Source organism: Paraburkholderia sp. GAS32 (assembly GCF_050434225.1).
GTDB lineage: Bacteria > Pseudomonadota > Gammaproteobacteria > Burkholderiales > Burkholderiaceae > Paraburkholderia > Paraburkholderia madseniana.
In genome coordinates this window covers 131,296-155,653 of record NZ_JBNPVS010000002.1, presented here as the reverse complement: position 1 = coordinate 155,653, position 24,358 = coordinate 131,296, and the positions used below count along the sequence as shown (strand labels likewise).

The window sequence follows — 24,358 nt, the reverse complement described above, 5'->3', positions numbered from 1 at the left end:
CGGCCGGCCGGCGAATAGCCAGCCGCCGACACGGGTTAGCTCTTGCGAATGTTCCAGAACACGTTGACCGGAGCTGGGACAACGCCGCTGACGACGCCCTTGCGGATCACCGAGTAGAAATCGAAGTCGCCCAAGGGCGCCAGGATGCCGCTCTGGTAGGTTTCCAGTTGGATCGCCGAGGCGATCTTCTTGCGCTGCACAGGATCGTTGTTGACGAGGTAATCGTTCTTGAGCTGCTCAATCTTGTTGTCAGTCGCCCAGCCGAACCAGCCCTTTTCGCCATTGCCCGTCAGCGGAGTGAAGAACAATGGATTCATCGTGTCCCCGGGCGCCCACCCGGTAATGAACAGGTTCCAGCCCCCCTTTTCGGCCGGCGCCTTGCTGGTTCGGCGCGTCACGAGCGTAGACCAGTCCATGGCCTGCAGGTCGACATTGAAACCGGCCTGCTTCAACAGTTGCGCCATGACGGGTGGAAACTTGTTGAGCACTGCGTAATCAGACGGATACATCAATACCACCGGCTTGCCATCGTAGCCCGCTTCCTTCAGCAGATTGCGGGCCGCCGCGAACTGGGGCTTGCCGGTGAAATAGGCAGTCTCTGTCGACGCCAACGGCGAATCGCATGGGTAAATCGACGAACACGTCCGGTACAGATCCTTGTTCACCAGTTGGGCACGCATCAACGCTTCCTGGTTGATCGCCATAATTGCCGCCTGGGCAATCTTCGGGTTGTTGAACGGTGGCACGAGATGATTCAGGTGCAGGTCGAAGAGCCCGGCGGGAGTCGGCTTCACCAATTCCAGCTTGGGATTGCTCTTGAACGCGGCGTACTGCTCGGCGGGCATCCATTCGATCATGTCCACTTCACCGTTCGCAATCGCATTGGCCTGCGTCTGTGCGTCCTTGAGCACGATCCATTCGACCCGGTCGACATAAACATGCTTGCCGCCTGCGGTACCGGAAGCCGGTTCAGGCCGCGGCACATAGTTCGGGTTCTTGATGTACACAATTTTCGCACCCGGGCGATACTCGTCCTGTTTGAAGATGTAGGGGCCGGACCCGGTGTAGTCAGAGATCTGTTGGTCCGCCGGCGTATCGGCGACCCGCTTCGGCATGATGAATGCGGCGCTGCCCGACGGCTTGCCGAGCGCGTCGAGGACCATCGGAAAGGGTTGCCTGAAGGTCATGCGGAAGGACTTGGCATCGACCGCATCGAACGACTGCAGTGCCGCGAACATTCGCTCGCCGAACACGTCGCGCTTGCCCCAGCGCGTGATCGACGCGATAACGTCAGCTGAGGTGACCGGCTTGCCGTCGCTGAACGCGAGCCCCTTGCGCAGCGTGAACGTCCAGGTCTTGCCGTCCGGCGAGCTCGTATACGTGTCCACCATCTCCGGTTGCACCACGCCCTTGGCATCCACACCGAACAGCGTGTCGTAGATCATGTAGCCGTGGTCGCGCGTGATAAATGCAGTAGTCCAGATCGGATCGAGGATCTTCAGATCGGCTTGCGGCACGATTCGTAATACCTTGGATGCATCCTGCGCGCACACCATCGTCGCGGCGCTCGCAATCAGCGCCCCAGCCACGCATCGCGCAAACAATCGCTTCAACATGCTTCACCTCATAAGAAGAAATGACACAAAATGATTCCGGCGGCGCGCTTGCGTCGGATTAGCGGCCTTGTCCGTTCAGGTACTCCAATCCCGGATATGGCGCCTGAGACAGGTTGATCTCCGATTCAACGTGCTACATTAATTGCAACTTGCAACAATTGAAATTTACGCATTTATAGGCACGAAGCATGCCACCATGCGGTAAATCCAGTACGTATCGGCAAGTGGGGCACTTGCCACACCGGCACGAGCACACGGCAATGCGCAGGACTTGTGCAAGCGAGCGCGAGGACGGTGCATCACGCAGTGCAAGATTGCTGTCGCACCGATTCCGGGCGCGACAGCGGCGCTCCTCGTCGGTGCCGAGTCTTTGCACGTTATTTGAGGTACGGCCTAAGCTGATACTTTCCACACACTCGAAAGGAACGCTTCGATGAACAATCCGAGCATCGTTGTCGGGGCATTAGGCGGCACGATATGCATGACCGCCGACAATGCCGACGCTGGCGCGTTGCCACGTCTTTCCGCTCAACAATTGGTGACTGCGGTCCCAGGTCTGGCTGATATCGCGCAGATTCACGCCGAGACGCTTTTGCAGTTACCCAGCCCTTCGCTGAACCTTGCGCATGTGCTGGACAGTCTGGTGTGGGCAGAGTGCATGGTGGCTGCCGGCGCCGCCGGGATCGTGCTGACCCAGGGGACCGACACGCTTGAGGAAACCGCCTTCCTGCTCGATCTTCTGTGGACACATCCGCAGCCGCTGGTGGTCACAGGTGCGATGCGCACGCCGCTGGCCGCGGGTGCGGATGGGCCCGCCAACATTCTTGCCGCGGTGGCCTGCGCAGCGTACGGCGCCAGTCGCGAGCGCGGTGTAGCCGTGGTGATGAACAACACGATCCATGAGGCGCGCTGGGTGCGCAAAGCGAACTCGATGTCCGTCGAGACCTTCGAGTCACCGGTCGTGGGGCCGGCAGGCATGGTGCTCGAGGGTATGCCCCAGTATTTCCGTCCACCGTCCAGGCGCTATTCGCAGCGGTTTGCAAAGCCCGACCTGTCGGTCCGAGTGGCACTCGTCGAAACATGTCTGGGCGAGACGGGTGAGATGCTCGATGCGGTCGCCCAGGCGGGATATCAAGGGATAGTGATCGCGGCCTACGGTGCAGGGCATGTTTCGGATGACGAAGCACAGCGCATCGAGGCGTTGGTGCCGCGACTGCCGATCGTCGTCTCCAGCCGCACGGGATCGGGATCGACGGCAGCGCGTACTTATGGCTTTTCTGGTTCCGAAATCGACCTGGCCCGCCGCGGTGCGTTGTTTTCCGGGTGGCTCGGGCCACGCAAGGCGCGCCTGCTTCTCTGGCTGCTGCTCGCCACGGGCGCGCCGCGCAACGCATGCGCCACCGCGTTCGAATTCTGGAAGCGCGTCGACGATACCGACTAGACGTTCTGATGTAACCGCGGTGGTACGGCGCCTCAATTCTGGAGGCGGCTCTCGCACCGATTCACAATCCCGAATTTCTTGCAATGGCCTTTCGCCGTCGACCGTCCGCGTTTCGCCCTGAGGCGGTGCGTCGCCGATCTAGTTGTGCCTGATGCACCTTCCTTGCGCGCATTTGCACACTTTCCGCACATGGCAGTGTGCTCACCTCCACTTGAAAATACCCACTTCGCACTTGTATATGGGGCTCTCGCACGATGGCACGCTTTGTGCGAATCGAATCAATATGGATATTTCAATTGTTGCGTTTTGCACCTATATTTCGCCGACAACCGACGAAAACAGCAATTAAGTGCTCCCCAGTCAGACACTTCACAACCGTCAACCAACCGTGTACCGACTCTGCGCGGAGCGGGCACGCAAGCGAAGCGCGAAGTGATTCAAGTTCAGCACGAGGATCAGCATGTCAGTACAACTAGCGTTGCGAAACATTCGAAAATCCTTTTCCGGCAAGCAGGGCTCGGTCGATGTGCTGGGTGGATTGTCGTTCGACATCAACGAACGGGATTTCGTCAGCATCATCGGCCCGTCGGGCTGCGGGAAGACGACCGTGTTCAACGTAATCGCCGGCCTCCTGGAACCCGACAGCGGCGAGATCGTCTATCGAGGGCAGGCGGTCACCGGCTTGCGCGGCAAAGTCGGCTACATGATGCAGCGTGACCTGCTGTTGCCGTGGCGCACCGTATTGCAGAACGTCCTGATCGGGCCCGAGTTGTCCCGCATGCCGGTTGCGCAAGCGCGCGAAATAGCGATGGAATACCTGAACACCTACGGCCTTGCGGGTTTCGAAAACGCCTATCCCCGCATGCTGTCCGGTGGCATGCGCCAGCGCGTCGCACTGATCCGCACCTTGATCAACGACCCCGACATCATCCTGCTCGATGAGCCGTTTTCAGCGCTCGACTATCAGACCCGGTTGTATCTGGAAGGCGTGCTGATGGAAGCGGTCGAGACGTTCCACAAAACGGTCGTACTGGTCACACACGACATCGACGAAGCAGTCGCGTTGTCCAAGCGTGTGGTGGTGCTAGGCGGCCGGCCTTCGCAAGTCAAAAAGGTCTATGACATCGAGATCGGCGCGCGCACGCCGATCGGTGCGCGCAGCGATCCGAACTTTTCCGGCTACTTTCACGCACTGTGCGCGGAACTCGATATCCAGACCGAGGTAAAGGCAGCATGAACCATTCCGCATCCATCAATAACGCGAAAGTCTCCGCAACACGCAGCCAGACGCGTTCAGGCCCCGTGCTGAATACCGGATGGGGGCGCACAGCCCTGCAGCTCGTCGCGGTGATTGCATTCTTTGCGATATGGGAAGGCGCTGCGCGGCTTGGCTGGGTATCGAACTTCCTGGTCGGCTCGCCGACAAAAATCTACGACGCCCTGGCTCGCTCCGCCGAATCAGGCGACCTTTTCGTCGATATCGGCTACACCATGTTCGAAGCCATGCTCGGCTTTCTGTTCGGCACGGCGGTCGGCTCGGTCTGCGGCCTCGCGCTGTGGTATTCGCCGTTCGTCGCGCGACTGATCGAGCCGTTTATCGTCGCGATCAACAGCGTCCCGAAGATCGCTTTCGCCCCGATTGTGATTCTCTGGTTCGGCACCGGGCTCGTTTCGAAAGTCGCGCTGGCGATTTCGCTGACTGCGATCGTCGCGCTGATAGCCGCTTACGAGGCAGCGAAAGAGGCCGATCCTGATCTTCAGGCACTCCTCGTCACGCTTGGCGCGAACAAAAACGATGTGTTCCTGAAAGTCGTTATTCCGTTCACGCTGCCTTATGTGATCTCGACATTCCGCATCAACATCGGCTTTGGTCTGGTAGGCGCAGTGGTGGGCGAATTCATTTCGTCAGAGAAAGGGCTTGGCCACATGATCTTTACCGCCTCGAGTCTTTACGACCTGAACACCGTGTGGGCCGGCCTCTTCGTGCTGATGGCGATTGGCTTCGTGTTGTATTTCCTGATCGACCTGGTCGAACGCAAGCTGCTGCCGTGGCGGCAGGTATCGAATGCACCGACGCTACGGGTTTGACGCCGTTGCCACTCGAGGTCGAATTGTTTGCTTTTCGCCCGTCAATCTAACCTTTCTCTGGACCTGAAGATGGCAATCATTGCAAAAAGAATGCTGGCTGCACTGACAACAGCAGTCGCTGTTTCTGCCGTTAGCATCGCAACGCCCGCCTTGGCCGCCGACAAAAAAGCTGTTATTTCGCAGGCTTTTCAGTCGATGCTGTATCTGCCGCTCTACGTCGCTATCGACGGCGGCTTCTTTACCAAGGAAGGGCTAGATGTGACAAAGCAAACCGCGGGCAGTCCGAGCGCGGCATTGTCGGCCGTGTTGTCGGGAAGTGCGGACTTCTCGCTGCATGGTCCCGAATGGACCGCGGTCGCCGCCGAAAAAGGCGCGGATGTCGATGTAATCGCCAACGTTGTGAACGGTGCGGCGGTGTGGATCGTCACCTCGCCGGACAGCAAATTCACCGGCATCAAGGACGTGAAGGGCCAGGCGGTCGTATCGGGTCAGATGCCGACTACCAGCACGTCGCTGTTCTTCAAGTTGCTAAAAGAGAACGGCATGTCGCCAGCCGACGTGAAACTAACCCAGGTACCGCTCGGCTCCGAGATCGGCCCACTGGTTGCAGGCCAGTCCAAGGTTGCGGTGATGTATGAACCCGGCCTTGATCAGGCCGTTGCCAGAGGCATGAAGGTAGTGCTCGGCTTTCCGAAGTTATATGGCGAATACGCATTCTCATCGATCTCGGCGAAAAGGAGCGTGGACCCCGATGTGGCGGCGCGGTTCGTGAAAGGTATGGAGCAGGCACTCGTCTTCATGCAGACCAATCCCACGGAAACCCTGGCGATCGCCCGCCGCGAGTTTCCAGGCCTTGATCCGGAGATCGTGAACGCTGCGGTAAAACGCATGCTGAACGAAGGCGTGTATCCCAGGAACGTCGACATCACCCCGAAGGCGCTGACGGTTGCAATGGATACGCAGATCTCACTCGGTAACTTGAAGCAGCAGCCGAATTACAGCACCTTCATCGTGCAGAACTACATTCATCAAGCACTAGCCGCGAAATGAGCCATTCTTCCCCCTCCCCCACCATCCGCGAAATCCGTGACGCGATTCGCTCGGGAACGCGCACCATCGATCAGACTGTGCAACAGGCATTTGATGCGGCGCAACGGCTGCAGCCTGAGTTGCAAGCTTTCATCCATCTGCCGGCGGCGCCGATAGTCAATCGCGCTGCTCCCCACGCGCCGCTCGCGGGCGTCCCTGTCGGCATAAAAGACCTGATCGATACGGCCGATATGCCCACCGCGTACGGATCGCCGGCCTACGAAGGGCGCAGGCCCGACAAGGACGCATGGGTGGTCGCCCGTTTGCGCGAAGCCGGTGCCACGGTACTCGGTAAAACGGTCACCACCGAGTTCGCCTGGCGTCAGCCTGGCGCTACGACCAACCCGTGGAATAGCGATCACACGCCTGGCGGCTCGTCGAGCGGCTCGGCTGCCGCCGTTGCGGCAGGCATCGTGCCGCTCGCGCTCGGCACACAGACGTTCGGATCCGTCATCCGTCCCGCCGCGTATTGCGGTGTGGTCGGGGTAAAGCCGAGTTACGGCACGATTGCGCGGACCGGCGTGTTGCCGTTGTCAGGGTCGCTCGATCACCTTGGCGTTTTCACAACCAATGTCGCTGATGCCGTTCATGCGCTTTCGATTCTGGCGGGGAGCGATGCGGACGATCCACATGCCTCGCATAACAGTCGCCAGGAAAGATATCCAGGCAATGCGACAAAGCGGCCGCCACGGATCGGCGTGTTGCGCGAGCAGATCGGTGGACCGATCGACAAAGCGCAGCAACACGTGCTGAATCAACTCGCCATACGCTTACGGGCTGATGGCGCAGAAATCGTCGGCGCCGACTTGCCTGCCGAACTGCTCGACGCTGCACGGCATGCTTCGATCTTGGTCGCAGTTGAAGCGGCGCTGATACATGGCGAACTAGTAGACCGTTCGCCGGCTCTTGTCAGCGCACCGATCACGGCTCTGGTCGAGGAAGGCCGGGCTTTGCCCGCGACTGAATATGCGAAAGCGAAGGCCTTGCAGGTACAGATGGCGGTTCGCTTTGACCAGTGGTTCACCGAAGCAGCGGGACTGGACGCGCTGCTGGTAGCGCCCGCGTCGGGCGAGGCGCCCCGCGGGCTTGACTATACGGGCGATGCGGCGTTCTGCACGCCCTGGACCTTCCTCGGCGTGCCGGCGGTGACGTTACCGGTTGGCTTCGGTCCGGGGGGGCTGCCGCTTGGGGTGCAACTGGTCGGTGCGAGTCAGCACGATGCCGCGTTGCTGTCGCTTGCCGAGTGGGTGGAAGGGAGAACCGGCTGGAACATCGCAGTTGCTTCACGCTGATGCCGGCTTCGTTGTGTATAGGAAGTATCACGTGATCATGCGAACCCGTAGCGGCTGAGCGGGTAGCGAAGATCGATTGATTGTTTGAGGAAACATGTCAGCAGAATTTTTAAATCCTGTGCGGGGCATCCGCGGGATGGCGGTCACACCCCATGCACTGGCGTCGCAAAGCGCGCTCGCGATCCTGCGTGACGGCGGCAATGCCGTCGAGGCGATGATTGCCGCCGCGGCGACCATCGCAGCGGTGTATCCGCATATGAACAGCATCGGCGGCGACGGCTTCTGGTTGATTTCGCGGCCGGGCGAAGAGCCCGTCGGCATCGAGGCATGTGGAGCGGCGGCATCGGCGGCGACGATCGACGCCTATCGCGCACGCGGCCTGCAATCGATCCCGTTTCGTGGACCGCTGGCAGCGAATACGGTGGCCGGCACCGTGTCCGGTTGGGCGTTGGCGCATCGTTGGTCCACTGACACCCTCGGTGGCAAGCTCCCGGTCGCGCGCCTGCTGGAAGATGCGATCGCCTACGCGGGAGGCGGTATTCCGGTCACGCGCAGCCAGTCCGAATGCGTCGCGCTCAAGCGGCACGAACTCGGATCGGTCGCGGGATTCGCCGAGACGTTTCTGACGGGCGACAACCCGCTGCGCGTGCCGGCTGTCGGCGAGCGTTTTGTGCAGCCACGCCTCGCCGCGACGCTCGAGCGTCTCGCCCACGCGGGTCTCGACGACTTCTACCGGGGCGATCTCGCACGCAGCATCGCGGCCGACCTGCGTGCCCTCGAAAGTCCATTGTCGCTCGCCGACCTCGAACAGCATCGCGCAAGGCTGCGCACGCCGCTGGCACTCACGCATTCGCTCGGCACGATCTACAACATGCCACCGCCCACACAAGGTCTTGTATCGCTGCAGATTCTCGGTGTGCTCGACCGTGTCTTGCGCGACGATATGGATCCGCTCGGGCCCGAGTACGTCCACGCATGCGTGGAGGCGACCAAGCTCGCGTTCGCCGTCCGCGACAAGCACATCACCGACCCGGATTACATGGACATCGATCCGCAGGCGCTGCTCGCGCCGCCGGTCCTCGACGCGATGGCCGAGCAGATTTCGATGTCGGCGGCGGCCCCGTGGGGCCGCGGTCTCGGACCGGCCGACACAGTATGGCTCGGCGTGATCGACGCCGATGGCGTGGCCGTCAGCTTCATCCAGAGCATTTATCACGAGTTCGGCAGCGGCCTCGTGCTTGCAGATTCGGGCATCAACTGGCAAAACCGCGGCTGTAGCTTCTCGCTCGATCCCTCTGCGCGCAATCCGCTTACGCCCGGGCGACGGCCGTTTCACACGCTGAACCCGGCACTCGCGCGTTTCGATGACGGACGCACGATGGTGTACGGAAACATGGGCGGCGACGGCCAGCCGCAATCGCAAAGCGCCGTGTTTTCGCGGATCGCGCACTTCGGCTGGAATCCGCAAGCCGCTATCGATGCGCCTCGCTGGCTGCTAGGCCGGACTTGGGGGCGATCCAATGAATCACTCAAGCTTGAAGCTCGGTTTCCCGCCGACACGTTCAATGCGCTGCGCCGTCTCGGCCATGACGTCGAGCAGATGCTGCCATACGACGAAGCAATGGGCCACGCCGGCGCAATCGTCCGGCACGGCAACGGATGTCTGGAGGCAGGCTATGACCCGCGCAGCGACGGGGCCGCGGCTGGCTGGTAAGCGCGCCGGCTAAACAGCGGGCGGCCGCGCTGCCCGCACCCTTTTGAATCGACCGCCCGCGAGCGTTCGCGCCGACGGCAAGGACGGCGCACGTCCTCCATCTGTTGATATTTCAATCCGAAACGGAGAAGCACTTTGAACACCCGCACGCAATCATTGAAAGGCGCCGCCTCGCCCGTCGCGCAAACAGCCGCGCATACCCGCTGGATCCAACTCGGACTCGGCCTCATTTGCATGATGACGATTTCGAGTCCGCAATATGTATGGACTCTGATGACGAAGCCGCTCATGGCGAAGCTCGGCATCGCGCTGCCGGAACTGCAAGTGACCTTCTCACTGCTGGTGCTGCTGCAGGCATTTTTCTCACCGTTCCAGGGTGCGCTGATCGACCGTTTCGGGCCGCGCATGCTGATCTCGATCGGTACGTTGCTGGCAGGCGTGAGCTGGGTGTTAGCCTCGTATGCGCACAGTGTGTCGATGCTGTACCTGACGTATGGCTGCATCGGCGGTCTCGGTACCGGCATCGTCTACGTCGGCGTGGTGGGATTCGTGGTTCGCTGGTTCCCCGATCGACGCGGCTTCGCCGCCGGCGTAGCGGCCGCGGGCTACGGCATGGGCGCCATTGTCACCACCTTTCCGATCTCTGCGTCGCTGGCAACGCACGGCGTCGAATCCACGCTGTGGCTGTATGGGGTCATTTTCGCCGTGGTTGGCCTGCTCGCCTCGCAAGGCCTGCGAGTGCCATCCGCGGCCGACAGTATCGGCTCGGCAGCAAACCGGACAGGGGTCGCGACGCGCGACTTCCGCCCGTCCGAGATGCTCAAGACGCCGCTGTTCTGGCTGATGTTCGTGATGATGACGATGATGTCCACCTCGGGCCTCATGGTCACGTCGCAGATGGCAAGCTTCGCCGCTGACTTCGGCGTCAGCAAGGTACTGGTCTTCGGGCTCGCCGCGTTGCCGCTGGCACTGACGATCGACCGCTTCACGAACGGTCTGACCCGTCCGCTGTTCGGCTGGATATCGGATCGTCTGGGGCGCGAAAACACGATGTGTTTCGCGTTCGCGCTGGAAGGTGTGGCGATGGCGCTCTGGCTGCTGACGCGCGACAACGCGGTCCTCTTCGTGCTGCTGTCCGGCGTGGTGTTCTTCGGCTGGGGTGAAATTTTTTCGCTGTTCCCTTCCACCCTGACCGACACGTTCGGTACCCGCTATGCCACCGCGAACTATGGCTGGCTTTACATCTCGTTCGGGATTGGCTCGATCTTCGGCGGCCCGCTGGCCGCGCTGCTGCATCAGCACACCAGCAGTTGGGTACCGGTGTTCGGCTGCGCGATTGTGCTCGATCTGAGTACCGCCGTCCTTGCAATGTTCGTGTTGAAGCCGGTGCGCGCGCGTTTTGTCGGGGCTCGTAGATAGCGTATCTCTTCGCGCCGAATGACGGCCCTGCGCGGCACGGTCGGCACGCCCCGACCTGGCTCGTGGGCAGTCTCGGCGACGATCTCAAGTGCATGTGTAGCGATACCGTTCGCATAGGTCGGCGCCATCCTCAAGTCTTCACTCGAAGAGTATAAGAAGATCCGCAGCTACCGGCGCGTCGTAGTACTCGCAATAAACGTACTGAGCCTGCTTTCAATCGACTATCCGCGGTCTTTCAACTAAAAAAACCGTATTGCCGCTTGACCGCCGACAGAGCCCTCCCGTCCCGTCAAATCGCTTTTTGACATCGTTGGGTTTGACCTTCATGACTCTCCGTCCCTCAATAATTATCAGATAAGTCTTCACATGAAGACTTGTGATTTGATAGAGTATATCGTCCGTGGGCGCGAGCCGCTGACTCGCCCCAATCCGCTTTTCGAGACGTCCTGATCTTCATGGCCGCGTCACGCCGGATTTCTGGAATGGCCCGAGATCCACTCAAGTTACAGGAGCAAGTCTGACCGCGGACGACGCCCCTTCTACAAAACGGCATGTCACAACACCTGAAAACAGTACGACCGCTCGTTATTGCATCGGTCATGGCGTCAATGGCAATGGTCGCTATCGAAGCGACCATTGTGTCTACAGCGATGCCACAGATCGTGACTCAATTGGGCGGGCTGCATCTTTATAGCTGGGTCTTCTCCTCGTTTCTGCTCACGCAGACCGCGATGACGGTCGTATTCGGCAAGCTCGCTGACCTGTACGGTCGTAAGCCCACCATGCTCGTTGGCATCGCGATCTTTCTGGTGGGATCAGTGCTCGCGGGTTTTGCACGGTCCATGCCCGCAATGATCGCGTTTCGAATGATTCAAGGTGTCGGCGCTGGAGCGATCCAGCCTGTTGCGCTCACTATCGTGGGCGACCTGTATCCAGCACGCGAACGAGGGAAAATTCAGGGTTATCTCGCCAGTGTCTGGGCCATCGCTGCGGTCGTCGGACCGATGGCAGGTGGCATTCTCATTCGCGACCTTTCATGGGCCTGGATCTTCTGGATCAATATCCCAATTGGCCTCGCCTCCGCCGCCGGCTTCATCGTCTTTCTACATGAAGAGGAAAGGCGCGAACGCCCTTCGATCGATATCCTCGGTGCAACGCTCTTCGCTGCATGCATCGGCGCTCTCATGGTGGCGCTGACGAATGCCGGGACATTCGTCAGTACTTGGACCATCCTCGAGTTCGCTCTGTTCGTGATATGCGGCGCACTCTTCATTCTCCAGGAGCAACGGGCTGCCGACCCCATGATTTCGTTTTCCTTGTGGGGGCACCGGCCAATCGCGGCCTGCAATGCAGCTACTGTCCTTTCGGGAATGGCGCTAATGGGGCTGACCAGCTTCCTTCCCATGTATGTACAGGGCGTCTTGGGCAGGTCCCCGGTGGTGGCAGGCCTCGCGTTGACTATGATAATGGTCGGTTGGCCAACCGGCGCTACCATTGCAGCACGCTCCTTCCATCGGCTCGGACTGCGGCGCACCCTCATCGGCGGCAGCGTGTTCTTGCCGATTGGCGCCATGGTCTTCGCGGCCCTGACCCCACAGAGCACACCGCTGTTTGCAGGAATCGGCTCGTTGATTATGGGCTTTGGAATGGGAGTAGTTAGCGTGAGCTCACTTATTCTGATCCAGGAAATCGTCAAACCGTCGGAACGCGGCAGCGCGACGGCGTCCAACCTCTTCTCCCGTAACCTCGGCAGCACGCTTGGCGCAGCCGTGTTTGGTGCGGTTCTGAATTATGGGCTTGCTCATTCGACCGGCACCGCAGCGGTTACCTCCGATCAGTTGCGACAGCTTCTTGGCTCGGTACCGGCCAACGCTATCGTCAACGCTGCGGTGAGACTTGCGCTCCACCAGTCCCTCCATCTCACGTTCTCTTCCATCCTGATGATATCGATCGGTGCGGTCGTCTCCCTGATGCTTGTACCCACCATCAATCTCGTGCGAAGGAGCGAACCCGCAACCAATTGATACGCAGGCCTGTTCCTCACCCAATCCCCTTTGACCCAGCGCATGATCGTCGTCTGTGCGAACAACAGACCGCTCCCGGCCATCATTTCGACGAGCTCTCGAACGCGGAACCTGTAACGCGCAATGCCACGTGAAAAAGAAACCTGCACGAGGCGTGCACCCGTGATCAGCGATTTCTATCGATTGCCCGGGCCACTTTCGATTATCTGCACTCGGAACCACGCGCCTATACTCAATTTCAAGCAGCACGGAACGGGCGCCTGCGGCGTGGCAGATAACCGGTCCATACATCGCCGATGCGCAACGCGCCGGGCGTGTATCTGACATTCAAACAGCGAATCAGGAGAACAGGCATGAGCAGAGCACCTGCAGCGGTCGTGGCGTACGCCCAGCCGAAGACATCAGTTCGCTGGAAGATTTTTCTCATCATGTTGCTGCTGGTCACGGTCAACTACATCGATCGTGCATCCCTGTCCGTCGCAATGCCGATGATCGCAAGCGAGTTCACGCTTACGCCGGTCATGCAAGGCATCATTATGAGTTCGTTCTTCTGGTCGTACACGCTGATGCAGATTCCAGGCGGCATGGCGGTCGACCGCTTCAAGCCGCGCCTGGTCCTCGCGCTGTGCACTTTGCTCTGGGGTGCCTTCCAAGGCCTCGGTGCATTGACGACCAATGCGATGTCCTTGCTCGCTACGAGGCTCGGACTCGGCGTCGCAGAAGCGCCCGTGGCCTCAGCGGGAGGTGCGCTCAATGCAATGTGGCTCACGCAGCATGAGCGGGTCCGTGGCGCATCGCTGATGGATGGCGGCTCGCCGCTCGGCGCAGCGCTTGGATCGGTGCTGATCACCTGGCTGATCGTGGTCGCGCACTCATGGCGAACCGCATTCGCGATCGCCGGCGTCGGCACGATCCTGTGCGGCGTCGGCGCCTGGTACTACATCAAGAATCAACCGCACGAACATCCCGGCGTCAATGAAGCCGAAGCGGAACACATCGAACTATCCCGGCGCAAGGAAGATGAAAAGGAAGCGAAAAACCTGTCAGGCAACTCGCTCGATTTCTTCAGGTATCGCTCAGTGTTGCTGATGTTCGTCGGCTTCATGTGTTGCACGACGCTTTACTACGGCCTGTTGACCTGGATGCCCACCTATCTGCAGAAGGTGCAGGGCTTCAACATTCAGCAGATGGGCGGCGCCAGCTTTGTGATCTTCTTCTGCGGGTTTATCGGCGAACTCTCCGGTGCCTATGTTGCCGACAAGTGGCTCGCCAGCGGCGCCGCGCCGAACCGCGTCATGCGCACGATTTTCGGCATCGCCGGCGTGGTTGCCACGATTGCGGTGTTTTCGGTGGCACATGCGACGAGCCCCACCATGGTCGTGATCCTGCTGTCCATCACGCTCTTTTTTCTGCGCTGGGGCGGTCTGTACTGGTCGATCCCCGCGATGCTCGCCTCGCGCAACAAGGTGGGCACGCTTGGCGGACTGCTTAACTTCGGCGGGAATATCGGCGGCATGGTGATCCCGATTGCGATCGGCGCAATCGTTCAATTCACCGGCTCCTATTTCCTCGCGCTGATGTGTTTCGCCGCAATGGGCGTCGGCCTGCTGCTCTGTTCGATCGGAATCGACTATGAAACGAAGATTCCGGTCTGAACGATCGTCGCGCCTCGCGTGAACAACGTTGCTACTGAGATTGGAAAATGGGAATAGCAAAAGTCGAAGACATCATTGGCCAAACCGTCCGGCGCGACATTGGCCGCATGAAGCGGTTCGTCGAAGGTCAGCTGGAAGCGGCCGCGCGTTCGATCATGAGCACGCCGAACGCCCACGTCGGTATCGTGACCGGTTTCTTCATACGCAATGCCGTCCCGCCCTCGCCGGAGACGGACGGACTGGGCGGCATGGCCCATCTGGCCGCCGCACTTTCGAACCTCGGCATACCGGTCACAGTGATCTCGGACGCGCCATGCTGCAAGGCCGTCTGGGCAGTCACCACGGAATTGCCGAAAGACGTGGCGTTCGAGATCACCTCGGTCAGCGCGGCATCGGTCAAGTCGCTGAGAGCCAGGCTAAGCGAGGCCGAACGTCCGATCACGCATATGGTCGCGATCGAGCGGGTGTCGCCCGCGAGCGACGGCAAGCCGCATCGTGAGTACGGCGCGGACATGTCCGACGATACCGCTCCGCTGCACCTTCTGTTCGAGGATCCCGAGTGGCCGCGTCCGTGGGTCACGATCGGCATCGGCGACGGCGGCAATGAAATCGGCATGGGCGTGCTGCCCGAGGAAATCGTCCACGACGACATTCCCAACGGCCCGTTGATCAGCGCAGCCATTCCCGCGGACTATCTGATTGTTTCCAGCGTCTCGAACTGGGGCGGCTGGGGATTGGTATCCGCAATGGCGATGGTCGCGCCGCGAGACGCGGCGAGGCGGCTGCTCACCGATTTCACGCCGGAGCGCGACCGGGCGTATCTCGCCGCGGCCGTCGACGTCGGGCAGGCGGTTGACGATAGCCGCATCGACCGCCCCGCGACGCCGAAGATGAGCGTCGACCGGCTGTCGTGGGAACAGCATGCAGAAGTGCTCAGTCAGCTCAGGGCGCACGTCGACGGATACCTCGCAGTGCCGTCGCACGCGTGAGCGCGACGCCCTTTTTATTTCTTAACGTACCAACCATGTCCGACCTTTCGAGCACCACTCTCCAACGTGCGCCGTCGTGGGCAGCCAGCTTGCCAGATGAATTGCAGACACCGTGTTTCATCGTATCCGAGCGCGGCATCGTCGATAACCTGTATGCGACTGCCCGTGCGTGTGGAGGGGTTGAGCGGCTCATGCCGCATGTGAAGACGCATCGCGCCGGATGGGTCGTCAAGCGGTTGATTCGCGAAGGCGTAACTGCGTTCAAGGCCGCTACCGTGGCGGAAGTGGCGATGGTGCTCGAGGCCGGCGCGAAACACGTCGTCTGGGCGTATCCGACCGTGAACCGCGCTCATATCCGTACCTTGCTCGCGCTGGCGCACGCTCATCCGGACTCACGGGTCGACGCGCTCGTCGACTCGGCGGCTGGCGTAGCCGCGTGGCGTCTCGCGACGAACGGGGCGCCGTTGACCAATCTCGCCCTGCTCATCGATCTGGATGCCGGCATGGGCAGAACTGGCGCGCCGATAGCAGCGGCGACGCTGCAATTGGCCCGCGAACTGGCCACAATCGGCTGCTTTGGAGGATGGCATGTCTACGACGGCCACATCCATGATCTCGACAGTGCCGCACGCCGCACGCGGGTGGCCGCCATCGTGGAGAAAGTGGCGGCGCTGACGCGCGCAGCCGATGCAGACGGACTGTCGACGAGACTCATCGCCGGGGGCAGCTATACGTTCGATCTGTGGCCGCGCACGCTCGCCGATTTCGTATCCCCGGGCAGTTGGACCTATTCGAGCGCTCAACACGACCTGGAGTTGCCCGCGCTCGGCTGGACGCCAAGTGCATATGTACTGGCAACGGTGATTTCACGCAACAGCACAACCGCCACGCTCGATGCGGGCTCGAAGGCCATCTCGCCGGACAAGCCGCTGGCCGAGCGCTTTCGCTGGGACGGCAAGATCATCATGATGAGCGAAGAGCACGTTGTGGTCGAAGACACCGATCTGGCTGTCGGCGACCGGGTGATGCTGCTGCCGCGCCACGCTTGCACGACTGCCTATCTCTACCCTAGCGCGATGGTGCTTAACACCGAAGGGTCGTGGGAAGTGCGTGAGCAACTCGGGAGCCGTCGCTAGGCCGCGAGGCCCGCAGCGGGAGGCGTCGACTGAAGTGATACAACGCGATTTGCCGCGCACGTCATGCGGCAAGTCGGAAAAACGCCACATCAAGGCGATGGGAAAAACATGAACGACAGTGGCACGCGCCGCGCATTGCGTGGTGTCAATCCACCCGACCTCAAACCAGGCGGGCACTATTCTTCAGCGATGGTCGCGGGCGACTTCGTCTTCCTGTCTGGCCAGACGCCGCGCGACGCCGACCGGAAGGTGATCGGCGACTCGATCGAAGAGCAGACCCGTGCGACGCTCGCCAATGTCGAGCGGGTACTGGCCGCCGCCGGCGCCGGACTGGATGACGTCGTCAAGGTCACAGTCTATCTAACCGACTTAACGCTTTTTAGCCGCTTCAACGCACTCTATGCAAGCTGGTTTGCCCAGCACAAACCGGCGCGAACGACGGTGGAAGCCGGTCTGCAGGGTGTGCTCGTGGAGATCGACGTGGTTGCCTACATCGGCACGCGCTGAAGCAGACGGCGCACCGTACGCACGCACGCACGCTAGAAGCCGTAGAGCCTTGCAGGATTTTCGACGAGGATTCGATGCCGCGTCGATTCGTCAGGTATCCACAGCGTCAGATCGTCCAGCAAGCGGGCGGCGTCCGGCTTGTTATCGGCCGCTTGCGTCGGATGAGGCCAGTCCGATCCCCACAGCATCCTGTCCGCGGCAAGCTGGGCAAACCTGAGCGCGACCCTTCCGGCGTCGGCGTAGACCGGCGCTCCGCTTCGCGACACGAGATAGGGTCCGCTCAATTTGACCCAGGTACGGCCGTTGGCCAGCAGCGCCTCGACCATCCGGAACGCGGCATGCTCCGCGCCGCCCGGTTGCGGAATCTGCCCCATATGATCGATCACGAGCGGCGACGACAGATTAGCAAGCAACTGTCGATGCGCGAGTAGCTGTGCAGCGGTGGCATTGACCTGAATGTGCCAGCCGAGCGGTTCGATCCGCTTCGAGAGCGGCTCCATCATCGATACCGTGACGCCAACCAGGTATTCGAGGTTAAAGCGCAGCCCGCGTACGCCCGTATCATGAAGACCGGCCAGCTCACCATTCGTCACGGTGACGGGCACGGTCGCGATGCCGCGTGCGGTCTTTCCGAACTGCGACAGGGCATCGAGCAGGCAACGATTGTCGGTTCCATACGTAGACGGTTGAACGACGACATGTCGCTCGACGCCCAGCCTCCGCTGCAGCGCGCGATAGTCGGCGACCGTTGCGTCAGGCGGCTGCAATTGCGCAGACGGATCGACTGGATACCGCGCATCGTAGATATGGTGATGACTGTCGGTCGCCTTCGGCGGAACCGGAAAGCACGGCTGCCCGGTACCGGCGACGCGCGCCCGCTCCTCGAGGAAAGAAGATTCGCCGGATGAGGCCGGCGTAGTCGCGAGGTCGGTCGCCCAGTTGCTGCGGCCAGGGTCTATGCCGTCTTGGGGTCTATCACGGTGGCCTTGCTTCTTTTGCTTCAAACGGCATCTCCTTTAGCCGGCGGGTCGATCGGAGCTACGGACTGCCCTGCTGCAAAATGACCAACGACGCACTACGTTACGGCGCAACGAAAAGAGTGGACCACTATACGCATGCAATTTTTCCGGGAGATAATCAAAGTTAGCGAGACCATCTGATAGAAACCTTCGATCATGCGCATTTCTCTTCAGCAAATTGAGACCTTTTATTGGGTGGCGCGGTTAGGTGGATTTCATGCGGCGGCGCGTCATCAGCACCTCACGCAGCCGACCATTTCGGCACGCATCCAGGAGTTCGAAGAACATCTCGGCGTGCAGCTCTTCACGCGCAGTCGGACCCGCTCCGAACTCACGCTCGCAGGCCGCGATGCGCTCGCCAATGCGGAACAGGTGCTAAAGCTCGCCGAAAAGCTCGAACAGATAGCGAAGCGTACCGACCCCATGTACGGGCTTCTACGTCTCGGCGCGATTGAGTCCATCGCCCACGCGGGGCTTGCAGATCTACTGACGCAACTCAAGACGCGATATCCGCACATGAAGATCGAACTCACGATCGATGTGGGTGTCACACTCGGACGCAAGCTTGGCGCGCACGAACTGGACATAGCGATACTGAACGATTCCACCGATGCGCCTCACGTGGTCGAGACCGCCATCGGCTACACCGATCTGCACTGGGTTGCGTCGCCGCAACTCGTGCCCAACTGCAATGTCGCGCCTCATGATCTTGCGTCGGTACCGATCATCACCGTCTCGCAACCGTCATCGAACCATTCGCTTGTAATGAACTGGTTCCGCAGCGCCGGTTGCAATCCGGACAACATCAGCTCATGCAATTCCCTGACGATGATGTCGCGGCTGGTCGCGGCCGGACATGCGGCGGCCGTGCTGTCGCCCGCAATCATGCTCGCGGAGATCGATGCCGGGCTGATTCACGTGCTGAACACTGAACGGCCGATCACTCAGCAGGGGTTTTTTGTCGCCTATCAGGAAGAGTGTCTTAGCGGCGCGGATACCATCGTGGAGCTGGCAAAAGAGGTGCTCACACGCAGTCGCGTGCTGATTCCGGGGTAGTCGGCGCGAGGGCGCCGTTAAGGGTTCAACGCACCGGCAAGCATGAATCAATCGGAGTACACAGTCATGAACGCATCACCGGTGGTGGTATCACGCACCTATGCGATGCCCGAGCGAAGCGATCGTCTGGATTTCTACATACGCGACCAAGCGTCGCGCCCCGCGATTGAAGAGCCGCACAAGCACGAATATTTTCAAATTCAGATCAACCTCGGCGGGGACACCGAACAGCATATTGGCGGAGTGCGCAGGCCCTTTCCTGCGGGTGCGGTCGCCTTTATCCTGCCGCATCGCTTGCATCTGATACCGCACCCCGCGCATTCGCGCTTCATTGTCATCAACTTTACGCAATCGTTTCTGCGCGCCAATACGGACGGAATCGCGGATCCCCTTGACCTCGAGGATGTGTCGATCACGCAGGCTCCCGAACTCGCCCCATTCAGGCTTCAGGAGTACATCGACTTCATTCTGGAGGACGCCGATCTCGCCGAAATCGAGCCGGTTCTGTCACGCATGCTGGAGGTCAATGAGATGCGGCGCTTCGGTTCAACCGCTCTTCTGCGCGGATACCTTCTTCAGCTTATCGGGATCGTATGCCAGCGACATGCGGATCAGCTGCTTCGGCTCTCCTCGCGCAATGCCCAAAGACTCGGCCGACGAGACGCTCTGGTCCGCGTGGACCATCATGTCAACGCACATCTCGCGAGCGACGCACTGTCTCTGACCTCTGCCGCCGCCGCTGCGTTTCTATCGCCGAACTACCTTACGCATCTGATCAAGAAGGAGACAGGCAGGACATTTGTCGAGTGGGTGACCGAGCGACGCATCGCACGCGCAAAGGATCTGTTGGCAAACGACAACCGGCGCATCAAGGACATTGCGTTTCTGGTCGGCTATCGCGACGAAGCCTATTTTTCGAGGCGGTTTCGTCAGTCAGTCGGTCAATCGCCGAGCGACTTTCGCGACATGCACCGGCGTGCGGTTCAACGAGACGGTGGCGCGACCGCGCGCAAAGGAGCATCGTAAGATCGTCCTGGTGTTCAGCGGATTTGTCCTGCACGGCGCGTTCGCAGGGCGATATCGTCGGTAGGCCAATACTACTCGCGAGGCTTACCATGACCGAATATTCAGTGACACCACCCACGATCACCTCCGTTGCTGTCAGCGGCTCGACGAGCCGCTTTCCCGTGCGCCGCGTGTTCTGTGTCGGGCGTAACTACGCAGAGCATGCGCGCGAAATGGGTGCCAACCCGGACCGGGATCCTCCGTTCTTTTTTTCCAAGCCTGCCGATGCCGTCGTGCCAGCGACCGGCGTGCTTCCGTACCCTCCCCTTACCTCCGACTTGCACCATGAGATTGAACTCGTCATTGCGCTCGGCAAGGAAGGAAAGGCCATCGCCCCCGAAAACGCACTCGATTTTGTCTGGGGTTATGGTGTCGGAGTCGATCTGACACGCCGGGATCTCCAGGCGACGGCGAAGAAACTGAGCCGCCCGTGGGACTGGGCGAAAGGCTTTGATGCGTCTGCGCCGGTGAGCGAGATCAAGCCGGCGTCCGAGTTAGGGCATCCGTCCAGCGGACGGATATGGTTGTCCGTGAATGGCGAAGTCCGCCAGCAAGGCGATCTCAGCGAGATGATCTGGCCTGTCGCGGACATCATCAGTTACGTCTCTCAGGCCGTCACTGTGCAGCCGGGAGACCTGATTTTCAGCGGAACACCCGCCGGCGTAGGCGCACTCCGCCCAGGCGACAAGGTCGCAGGCGGAGTGGATGGCGTTGCGAACTTCAGTTTCGAGGTGGGCCCGCTAGTCGGATGAGCCTGCTTTAACGCGACGCAATCGTCCGACGGGGCCCGCCATGCTCAATCGATCCGGAGCGGATCCCCGTCGAATTCGACAAGGCAGCCGAAGCCGCCATGAAACAGCGCTTCACGCGCATCTTCCACCTTTCCCATGGCCTCGATCTCAGCCGCGTGCAGTTCGGCATCGTCTTGCGGCACGAACCCGAGATAACGCACGTTGGCATTGTCCCAGCGATTGCGCGCGTTATTGGATACGCCATACACGACCGCGAAGTGAAAGTCCGGATAGTCGATACAGCGGCGCGCCACCTGCACCATGTCGCGATGGCTGATCCATGTGAAGAGGTGCCGCGGTGCGGTTGGCCGGTCGTCCGGGCGGAACGAGCCAATCCGGATGCACGCAACCGACATGCCATGCTTGTCGGCGTACATCCGGCCAAGCGCCTCGCCGAACACCTTCGAGATGCCGTAGCGGCTATCAGGGCGCGGCTCGACGCTGTTATCGATCATCCGGTCGCGACGATGAAAACCCACTGCATGGTTCGAGCTCGCGAACACCACGCGCTTGACGCCCGCTTGCCGCGCCGCTTCGAACACGTTGTAGCAACCCTCGATGTTCATATCGCGGATGCGCTCCCAGCGATCCTCGTCAGGAATGCCGGCAAGATGCACGACAACATCGACACCCTTCATGGCCGACAGAAGATCCTCGAGCCGCGTGATGTCCGCGGTCACGATTTCCTCGCCTGCCTGCGCCTCCGCCTGCGGCGCAATGTCGGCGAGGCGCAGTGCATAGTGGCCCTGGAAACCGGCGCGAAGCACACGTCCAATGTGACCGGCCGCGCCGGTAATCAGTACTCGAGTCATTGATACCCTCTCTGTGATTCAGGTAAATACGGTTAATCGGTTTCGCCTTTCTGTACGGCGTAGCCGGCCGAGCGGCGGTGATGCGCTTCAAGATATGCATCGCGCGATGGCACCAGGTGCTCCCGGCATAACTTGATCAACGATTCCCGGTCGCCGGTTCGGAGCGCCTCGATCATCTGGTGATGCTCGGCGCGAGCCTTCTCCAGATACTGAGGAAACACGATCGATACCGAACGGATGGCATGCGTACGGCGCTCATACTCGTGAATCGCCTCGGTTAGAACCTGGCTTTCCGACAACGCAAAGAACGCATGGTGAAAGGCCATGTTCGCGCGGAACACACGCCGCAGATCTCCGGCGACGGCTGCTTCGTCGTGCTCCGCCTGTATTGCCGTTAACGCATCGAGCGCTTCGCTAGTGACCGGAAAAACGATGCGCCTCGCCGCGTCTGCTTCTAGCAGTTCGCGTAGCGCATACAGTTCGGTAACCTCGCGCGGCGTAAACGACTTGACCACCGCGCCCACATTCTTGCGGCGCTCCACCAGGCCGCGCCGCTCCACCTCCGCCAGCACCTGGCGTGCGACGTGGCGCTTCAGGTTGAAGCGCTCGCACAGATCGTCTTCCACAAGCCGTTCCCGTGGATGCAGAACGCCAAGGACGATCTGCTCCTCGAGCTCGTCTGAGACGCTGCGCAGCGTCTCGTCGACATTGCGGTCGCGTTCGACCGTCTTCGCAGTGGGTGCATCGGAGCGTTTGGGCTTGGCAGCGTTGCTCATAAAAGGGTCCGCAAAATGATCTAACCCGCGAGCCTATACGAAAATATGACCTTTATCCCTTGTTTCCGCTGCCGGGAACGGTCGCGTTAATCCGGGTAGCTTGCAAAAAGTCGAAGTCGCAGCCCTCGTCGGCCTGAGTGATCGTCGTCAGGAACAGTTTGCGATAACCACGCTCCTCGGGATCGGCCTGGCGCGCCGGCAACGCGGCGAGACGAGCTGCAATTTCCTCGTCGCTGAGGGCAAGTTCGATAGACCGTTCCGCCACGCTCAGGCGAATCCGGTCGCCCGTTTGTACGATCGCAAGCGGACCGCCGATCGCCGCTTCGGGTGTGACGTGCAGGACCACTGTACCGGACGCCGTGCCGCTCATGCGTCCATCCGAAATGCGCACCATGTCTTTGACACCCAGGCGGCCGAGCTTGCGCGGGATCGGAATGTAGCCCGCTTCCGGCATTCCGGGTGCACCGACCGGACCGATCCGCTTGAGCACGAGTACGTCGTGCGCTTCCACGTCCAGTTCCGGATCGTCGATACGGCGAGCCAGATCCTCCGCGTCCTCGAAGACGACTGCCCGCCCTTCGTGCTCCATCAGGCTGGCGCTTGCCGCTGACTGCTTGATGATCGCGCCGCCCGGCGCGAGATTGCCACGCAACACCGCAATACCGCCTTGCGGAAAGATCGGGCGGTCAAACGGGCGGACTACGTCTTGCGGGAAGCTCGCGGGGGCGAGATCCAGCTCCTCACCGAGCGTACGGCCCGTCACAGTGAGCGCGTCGAGATGCAGCAGGCCTTTCATCTCGCGCATGACCGTGGTCAAGCCGCCGGCGCGATGCAGGTCTTCCATGTAGTGCTGTCCGGACGGTTTCAGATCGACGAGGACCGGCGTCTCGCGCGCCATCCGGTCGAGCTGCTCAAGGTCGATGCGAATCCCGAGCCGGCCCGCAATTGCCGTGAGGTGAATGATGCCGTTGGTCGAGCCGCCGATTGCGAGCAGCACCCGCAACGCATTTTCGATCGCCTTGGGCGTCAGGATTGTCGCCGGACTCAGGTCCCGCCCGATCATCGCCACGGCCTGCGCGCCAGTGCGCTCCGCAATGCGGATGCGATCGGCAGTCACGGCAGGCGCAGACGCACCACCCGGCAGCATGATGCCCAAGGCTTCCGCAATACAGGCCATCGTGCTGGCCGTTCCCATCACCGAACAGGTCCCGACCGTCGCGACGAGCTGATTGTTGACCGCTTCGATCTCGGCTTCGTCGATCTGGTCGCCGCGAAAACTCGCCCAGAAACGACGGCAGTCCGTACATGCCCCCACCCGTTCGCCGCGATGCGAGCCCGTGAGCATGGCGCCCGTCACCAGTTGAATAGCGGGCACGCCCGCCGCCGCCGCACCCATCAACTGGGCCGGGACGGTTTTGTCGCAGCCGCCGATCAGCACCACCGCATCCATCGGCTGGGCCCGGATCATCTCCTCCGTGTCCATCGACATCAGGTTGCGCAGGTACATGCTGGTCGGATGCGAAAAACTCTCGGCGATCGAAATCGTCGGGAATTCGACAGGCAGCCCGCCAGCCAGCATCACGCCGCGCTTGACCGCCTCGATCAACTGCGGCGCGTTGCCGTGGCATGGGTTGTAGGCACTGCCCGTGTTCGCGATAGCCACGATCGGACGCGACAACGCGTCGTCGGTATAGCCCGCTCCCTTGATGAACGCCTTGCGCAGAAAAAGCGAGAAACCTTCATCGCCGTAGTTCGTCAGGCCCTGCCGCAAGCCGCTTTTCTTCTCGCCCATTTTCGCTCCTAAATCTTCGATGAGATTATCAATAATCTTGACGGGAATCTTACCGATACTTATAGTCTGTCCGCAAG

The 24,358-nt window shown here is 60.8% G+C and carries 20 protein-coding genes; 15 read left to right on the top strand and 5 right to left on the bottom strand.

Annotated features, from left to right (window positions below; genetic code table 11):
* Window positions 1-35: 35 nt before the first annotated feature.
* Window positions 36-1,616: an ABC transporter substrate-binding protein gene (locus P3T25_RS02690; protein ID WP_429357391.1), complete on the bottom strand. Its 1,581-nt coding sequence runs from the start codon at window positions 1,614-1,616 to the stop codon at window positions 36-38.
* Between the two features lie 433 nt (window positions 1,617-2,049).
* Between P3T25_RS02690 and P3T25_RS02685 the strand changes: the two genes are divergently transcribed.
* From P3T25_RS02685 to P3T25_RS02630, 12 genes are all read left to right on the top strand, one after another.
* Complete coding sequence (locus tag P3T25_RS02685; protein WP_266257596.1) at window positions 2,050-3,057, top strand: asparaginase; 1,008 nt, start codon at window positions 2,050-2,052, stop codon at window positions 3,055-3,057.
* A 460-nt stretch (window positions 3,058-3,517) separates the two neighbouring features.
* The gene (locus tag P3T25_RS02680) at window positions 3,518-4,294 is read left to right on the top strand and encodes an ABC transporter ATP-binding protein (protein WP_266257594.1); all 777 of its coding nucleotides are present in this window, start codon (window positions 3,518-3,520) and stop codon (window positions 4,292-4,294) included.
* Window positions 4,291-5,145 carry an ABC transporter permease gene (locus tag P3T25_RS02675; protein WP_429357390.1) on the top strand — a complete coding sequence of 285 codons (855 nt, stop codon included), beginning with the start codon at window positions 4,291-4,293 and terminating at the stop codon, window positions 5,143-5,145. Before P3T25_RS02680 ends, P3T25_RS02675 begins: the two co-directional genes overlap by 4 nt.
* 27 nt (window positions 5,146-5,172) lie before the next feature.
* Window positions 5,173-6,195, top strand: coding sequence for an ABC transporter substrate-binding protein (locus P3T25_RS02670; RefSeq protein WP_429357389.1), 1,023 nt, complete (start codon window positions 5,173-5,175; stop codon window positions 6,193-6,195).
* The gene (locus tag P3T25_RS02665; protein ID WP_429357388.1) at window positions 6,192-7,526 is read left to right on the top strand and encodes an amidase; all 1,335 of its coding nucleotides are present in this window, start codon (window positions 6,192-6,194) and stop codon (window positions 7,524-7,526) included. Before P3T25_RS02670 ends, P3T25_RS02665 begins: the two co-directional genes overlap by 4 nt.
* Before the next feature lie 94 nt (window positions 7,527-7,620).
* The gene (locus P3T25_RS02660) at window positions 7,621-9,240 is read left to right on the top strand and encodes a gamma-glutamyltransferase family protein (protein WP_429357387.1); all 1,620 of its coding nucleotides are present in this window, start codon (window positions 7,621-7,623) and stop codon (window positions 9,238-9,240) included.
* Between the two features lie 135 nt (window positions 9,241-9,375).
* Window positions 9,376-10,659: an oxalate/formate MFS antiporter gene (gene oxlT / locus P3T25_RS02655; protein ID WP_429357386.1), complete on the top strand. Its 1,284-nt coding sequence runs from the start codon at window positions 9,376-9,378 to the stop codon at window positions 10,657-10,659.
* Window positions 10,660-11,210: 551 nt separating this feature from the next.
* Window positions 11,211-12,683: an MDR family MFS transporter gene (locus P3T25_RS02650; RefSeq protein WP_266257586.1), complete on the top strand. Its 1,473-nt coding sequence runs from the start codon at window positions 11,211-11,213 to the stop codon at window positions 12,681-12,683.
* Window positions 12,684-13,036: 353 nt separating this feature from the next.
* The gene (locus tag P3T25_RS02645; protein WP_429357385.1) at window positions 13,037-14,338 is read left to right on the top strand and encodes an MFS transporter; all 1,302 of its coding nucleotides are present in this window, start codon (window positions 13,037-13,039) and stop codon (window positions 14,336-14,338) included.
* A 47-nt stretch (window positions 14,339-14,385) separates the two neighbouring features.
* Window positions 14,386-15,327, top strand: a complete 942-nt coding sequence (locus P3T25_RS02640) for a glutamate cyclase domain-containing protein (RefSeq protein ID WP_429357384.1) — start codon at window positions 14,386-14,388, stop codon at window positions 15,325-15,327.
* A gap of 35 nt (window positions 15,328-15,362) precedes the next feature.
* Window positions 15,363-16,463, top strand: coding sequence for an alanine racemase (locus tag P3T25_RS02635; RefSeq protein WP_429357383.1), 1,101 nt, complete (start codon window positions 15,363-15,365; stop codon window positions 16,461-16,463).
* A gap of 108 nt (window positions 16,464-16,571) precedes the next feature.
* Complete coding sequence (locus P3T25_RS02630; protein WP_266257580.1) at window positions 16,572-16,970, top strand: RidA family protein; 399 nt, start codon at window positions 16,572-16,574, stop codon at window positions 16,968-16,970.
* A 32-nt stretch (window positions 16,971-17,002) separates the two neighbouring features.
* Here P3T25_RS02630 and P3T25_RS02625 read toward each other — a convergent pair whose 3' ends face one another.
* Window positions 17,003-17,974, bottom strand: coding sequence for an amidohydrolase family protein (locus P3T25_RS02625; protein WP_266261989.1), 972 nt, complete (start codon window positions 17,972-17,974; stop codon window positions 17,003-17,005).
* Between the two features lie 171 nt (window positions 17,975-18,145).
* Between P3T25_RS02625 and P3T25_RS02620 the strand changes: the two genes are divergently transcribed.
* The 3 genes from P3T25_RS02620 to P3T25_RS02610 all read left to right on the top strand — a co-directional run bounded on the left by P3T25_RS02620 (window position 18,146) and on the right by P3T25_RS02610 (window position 20,862).
* On the top strand, window positions 18,146-19,045 hold the full coding sequence (locus P3T25_RS02620) for a LysR family transcriptional regulator (RefSeq protein ID WP_266261988.1): 900 nt from the start codon (window positions 18,146-18,148) through the stop codon (window positions 19,043-19,045).
* Window positions 19,046-19,111: 66 nt separating this feature from the next.
* Entirely contained in the window at window positions 19,112-20,071 is a 960-nt protein-coding gene (locus P3T25_RS02615) for an AraC family transcriptional regulator (RefSeq protein ID WP_266261987.1), read from the top strand.
* A gap of 89 nt (window positions 20,072-20,160) precedes the next feature.
* Window positions 20,161-20,862 (top strand): fumarylacetoacetate hydrolase family protein, encoded by a 702-nt coding sequence (locus P3T25_RS02610; RefSeq protein WP_429357382.1) that lies wholly within the window; start codon window positions 20,161-20,163, stop codon window positions 20,860-20,862.
* Between the two features lie 44 nt (window positions 20,863-20,906).
* Here P3T25_RS02610 and P3T25_RS02605 read toward each other — a convergent pair whose 3' ends face one another.
* From P3T25_RS02605 to P3T25_RS02595, 3 genes are read right to left on the bottom strand one after another with little or no spacing between them, the layout of a single operon-like run.
* On the bottom strand, window positions 20,907-21,713 hold the full coding sequence (locus tag P3T25_RS02605) for an NAD-dependent epimerase/dehydratase family protein (protein ID WP_266261984.1): 807 nt from the start codon (window positions 21,711-21,713) through the stop codon (window positions 20,907-20,909).
* A 32-nt stretch (window positions 21,714-21,745) separates the two neighbouring features.
* A complete protein-coding gene (locus tag P3T25_RS02600; protein ID WP_154561958.1) occupies window positions 21,746-22,489 on the bottom strand; it encodes a GntR family transcriptional regulator in 744 nt (247 codons plus the stop codon).
* Window positions 22,490-22,541: 52 nt separating this feature from the next.
* Window positions 22,542-24,281 carry an IlvD/Edd family dehydratase gene (locus tag P3T25_RS02595; protein ID WP_266261983.1) on the bottom strand — a complete coding sequence of 580 codons (1,740 nt, stop codon included), beginning with the start codon at window positions 24,279-24,281 and terminating at the stop codon, window positions 22,542-22,544.
* Between the last annotated feature and the right edge of the window lie 77 nt (window positions 24,282-24,358).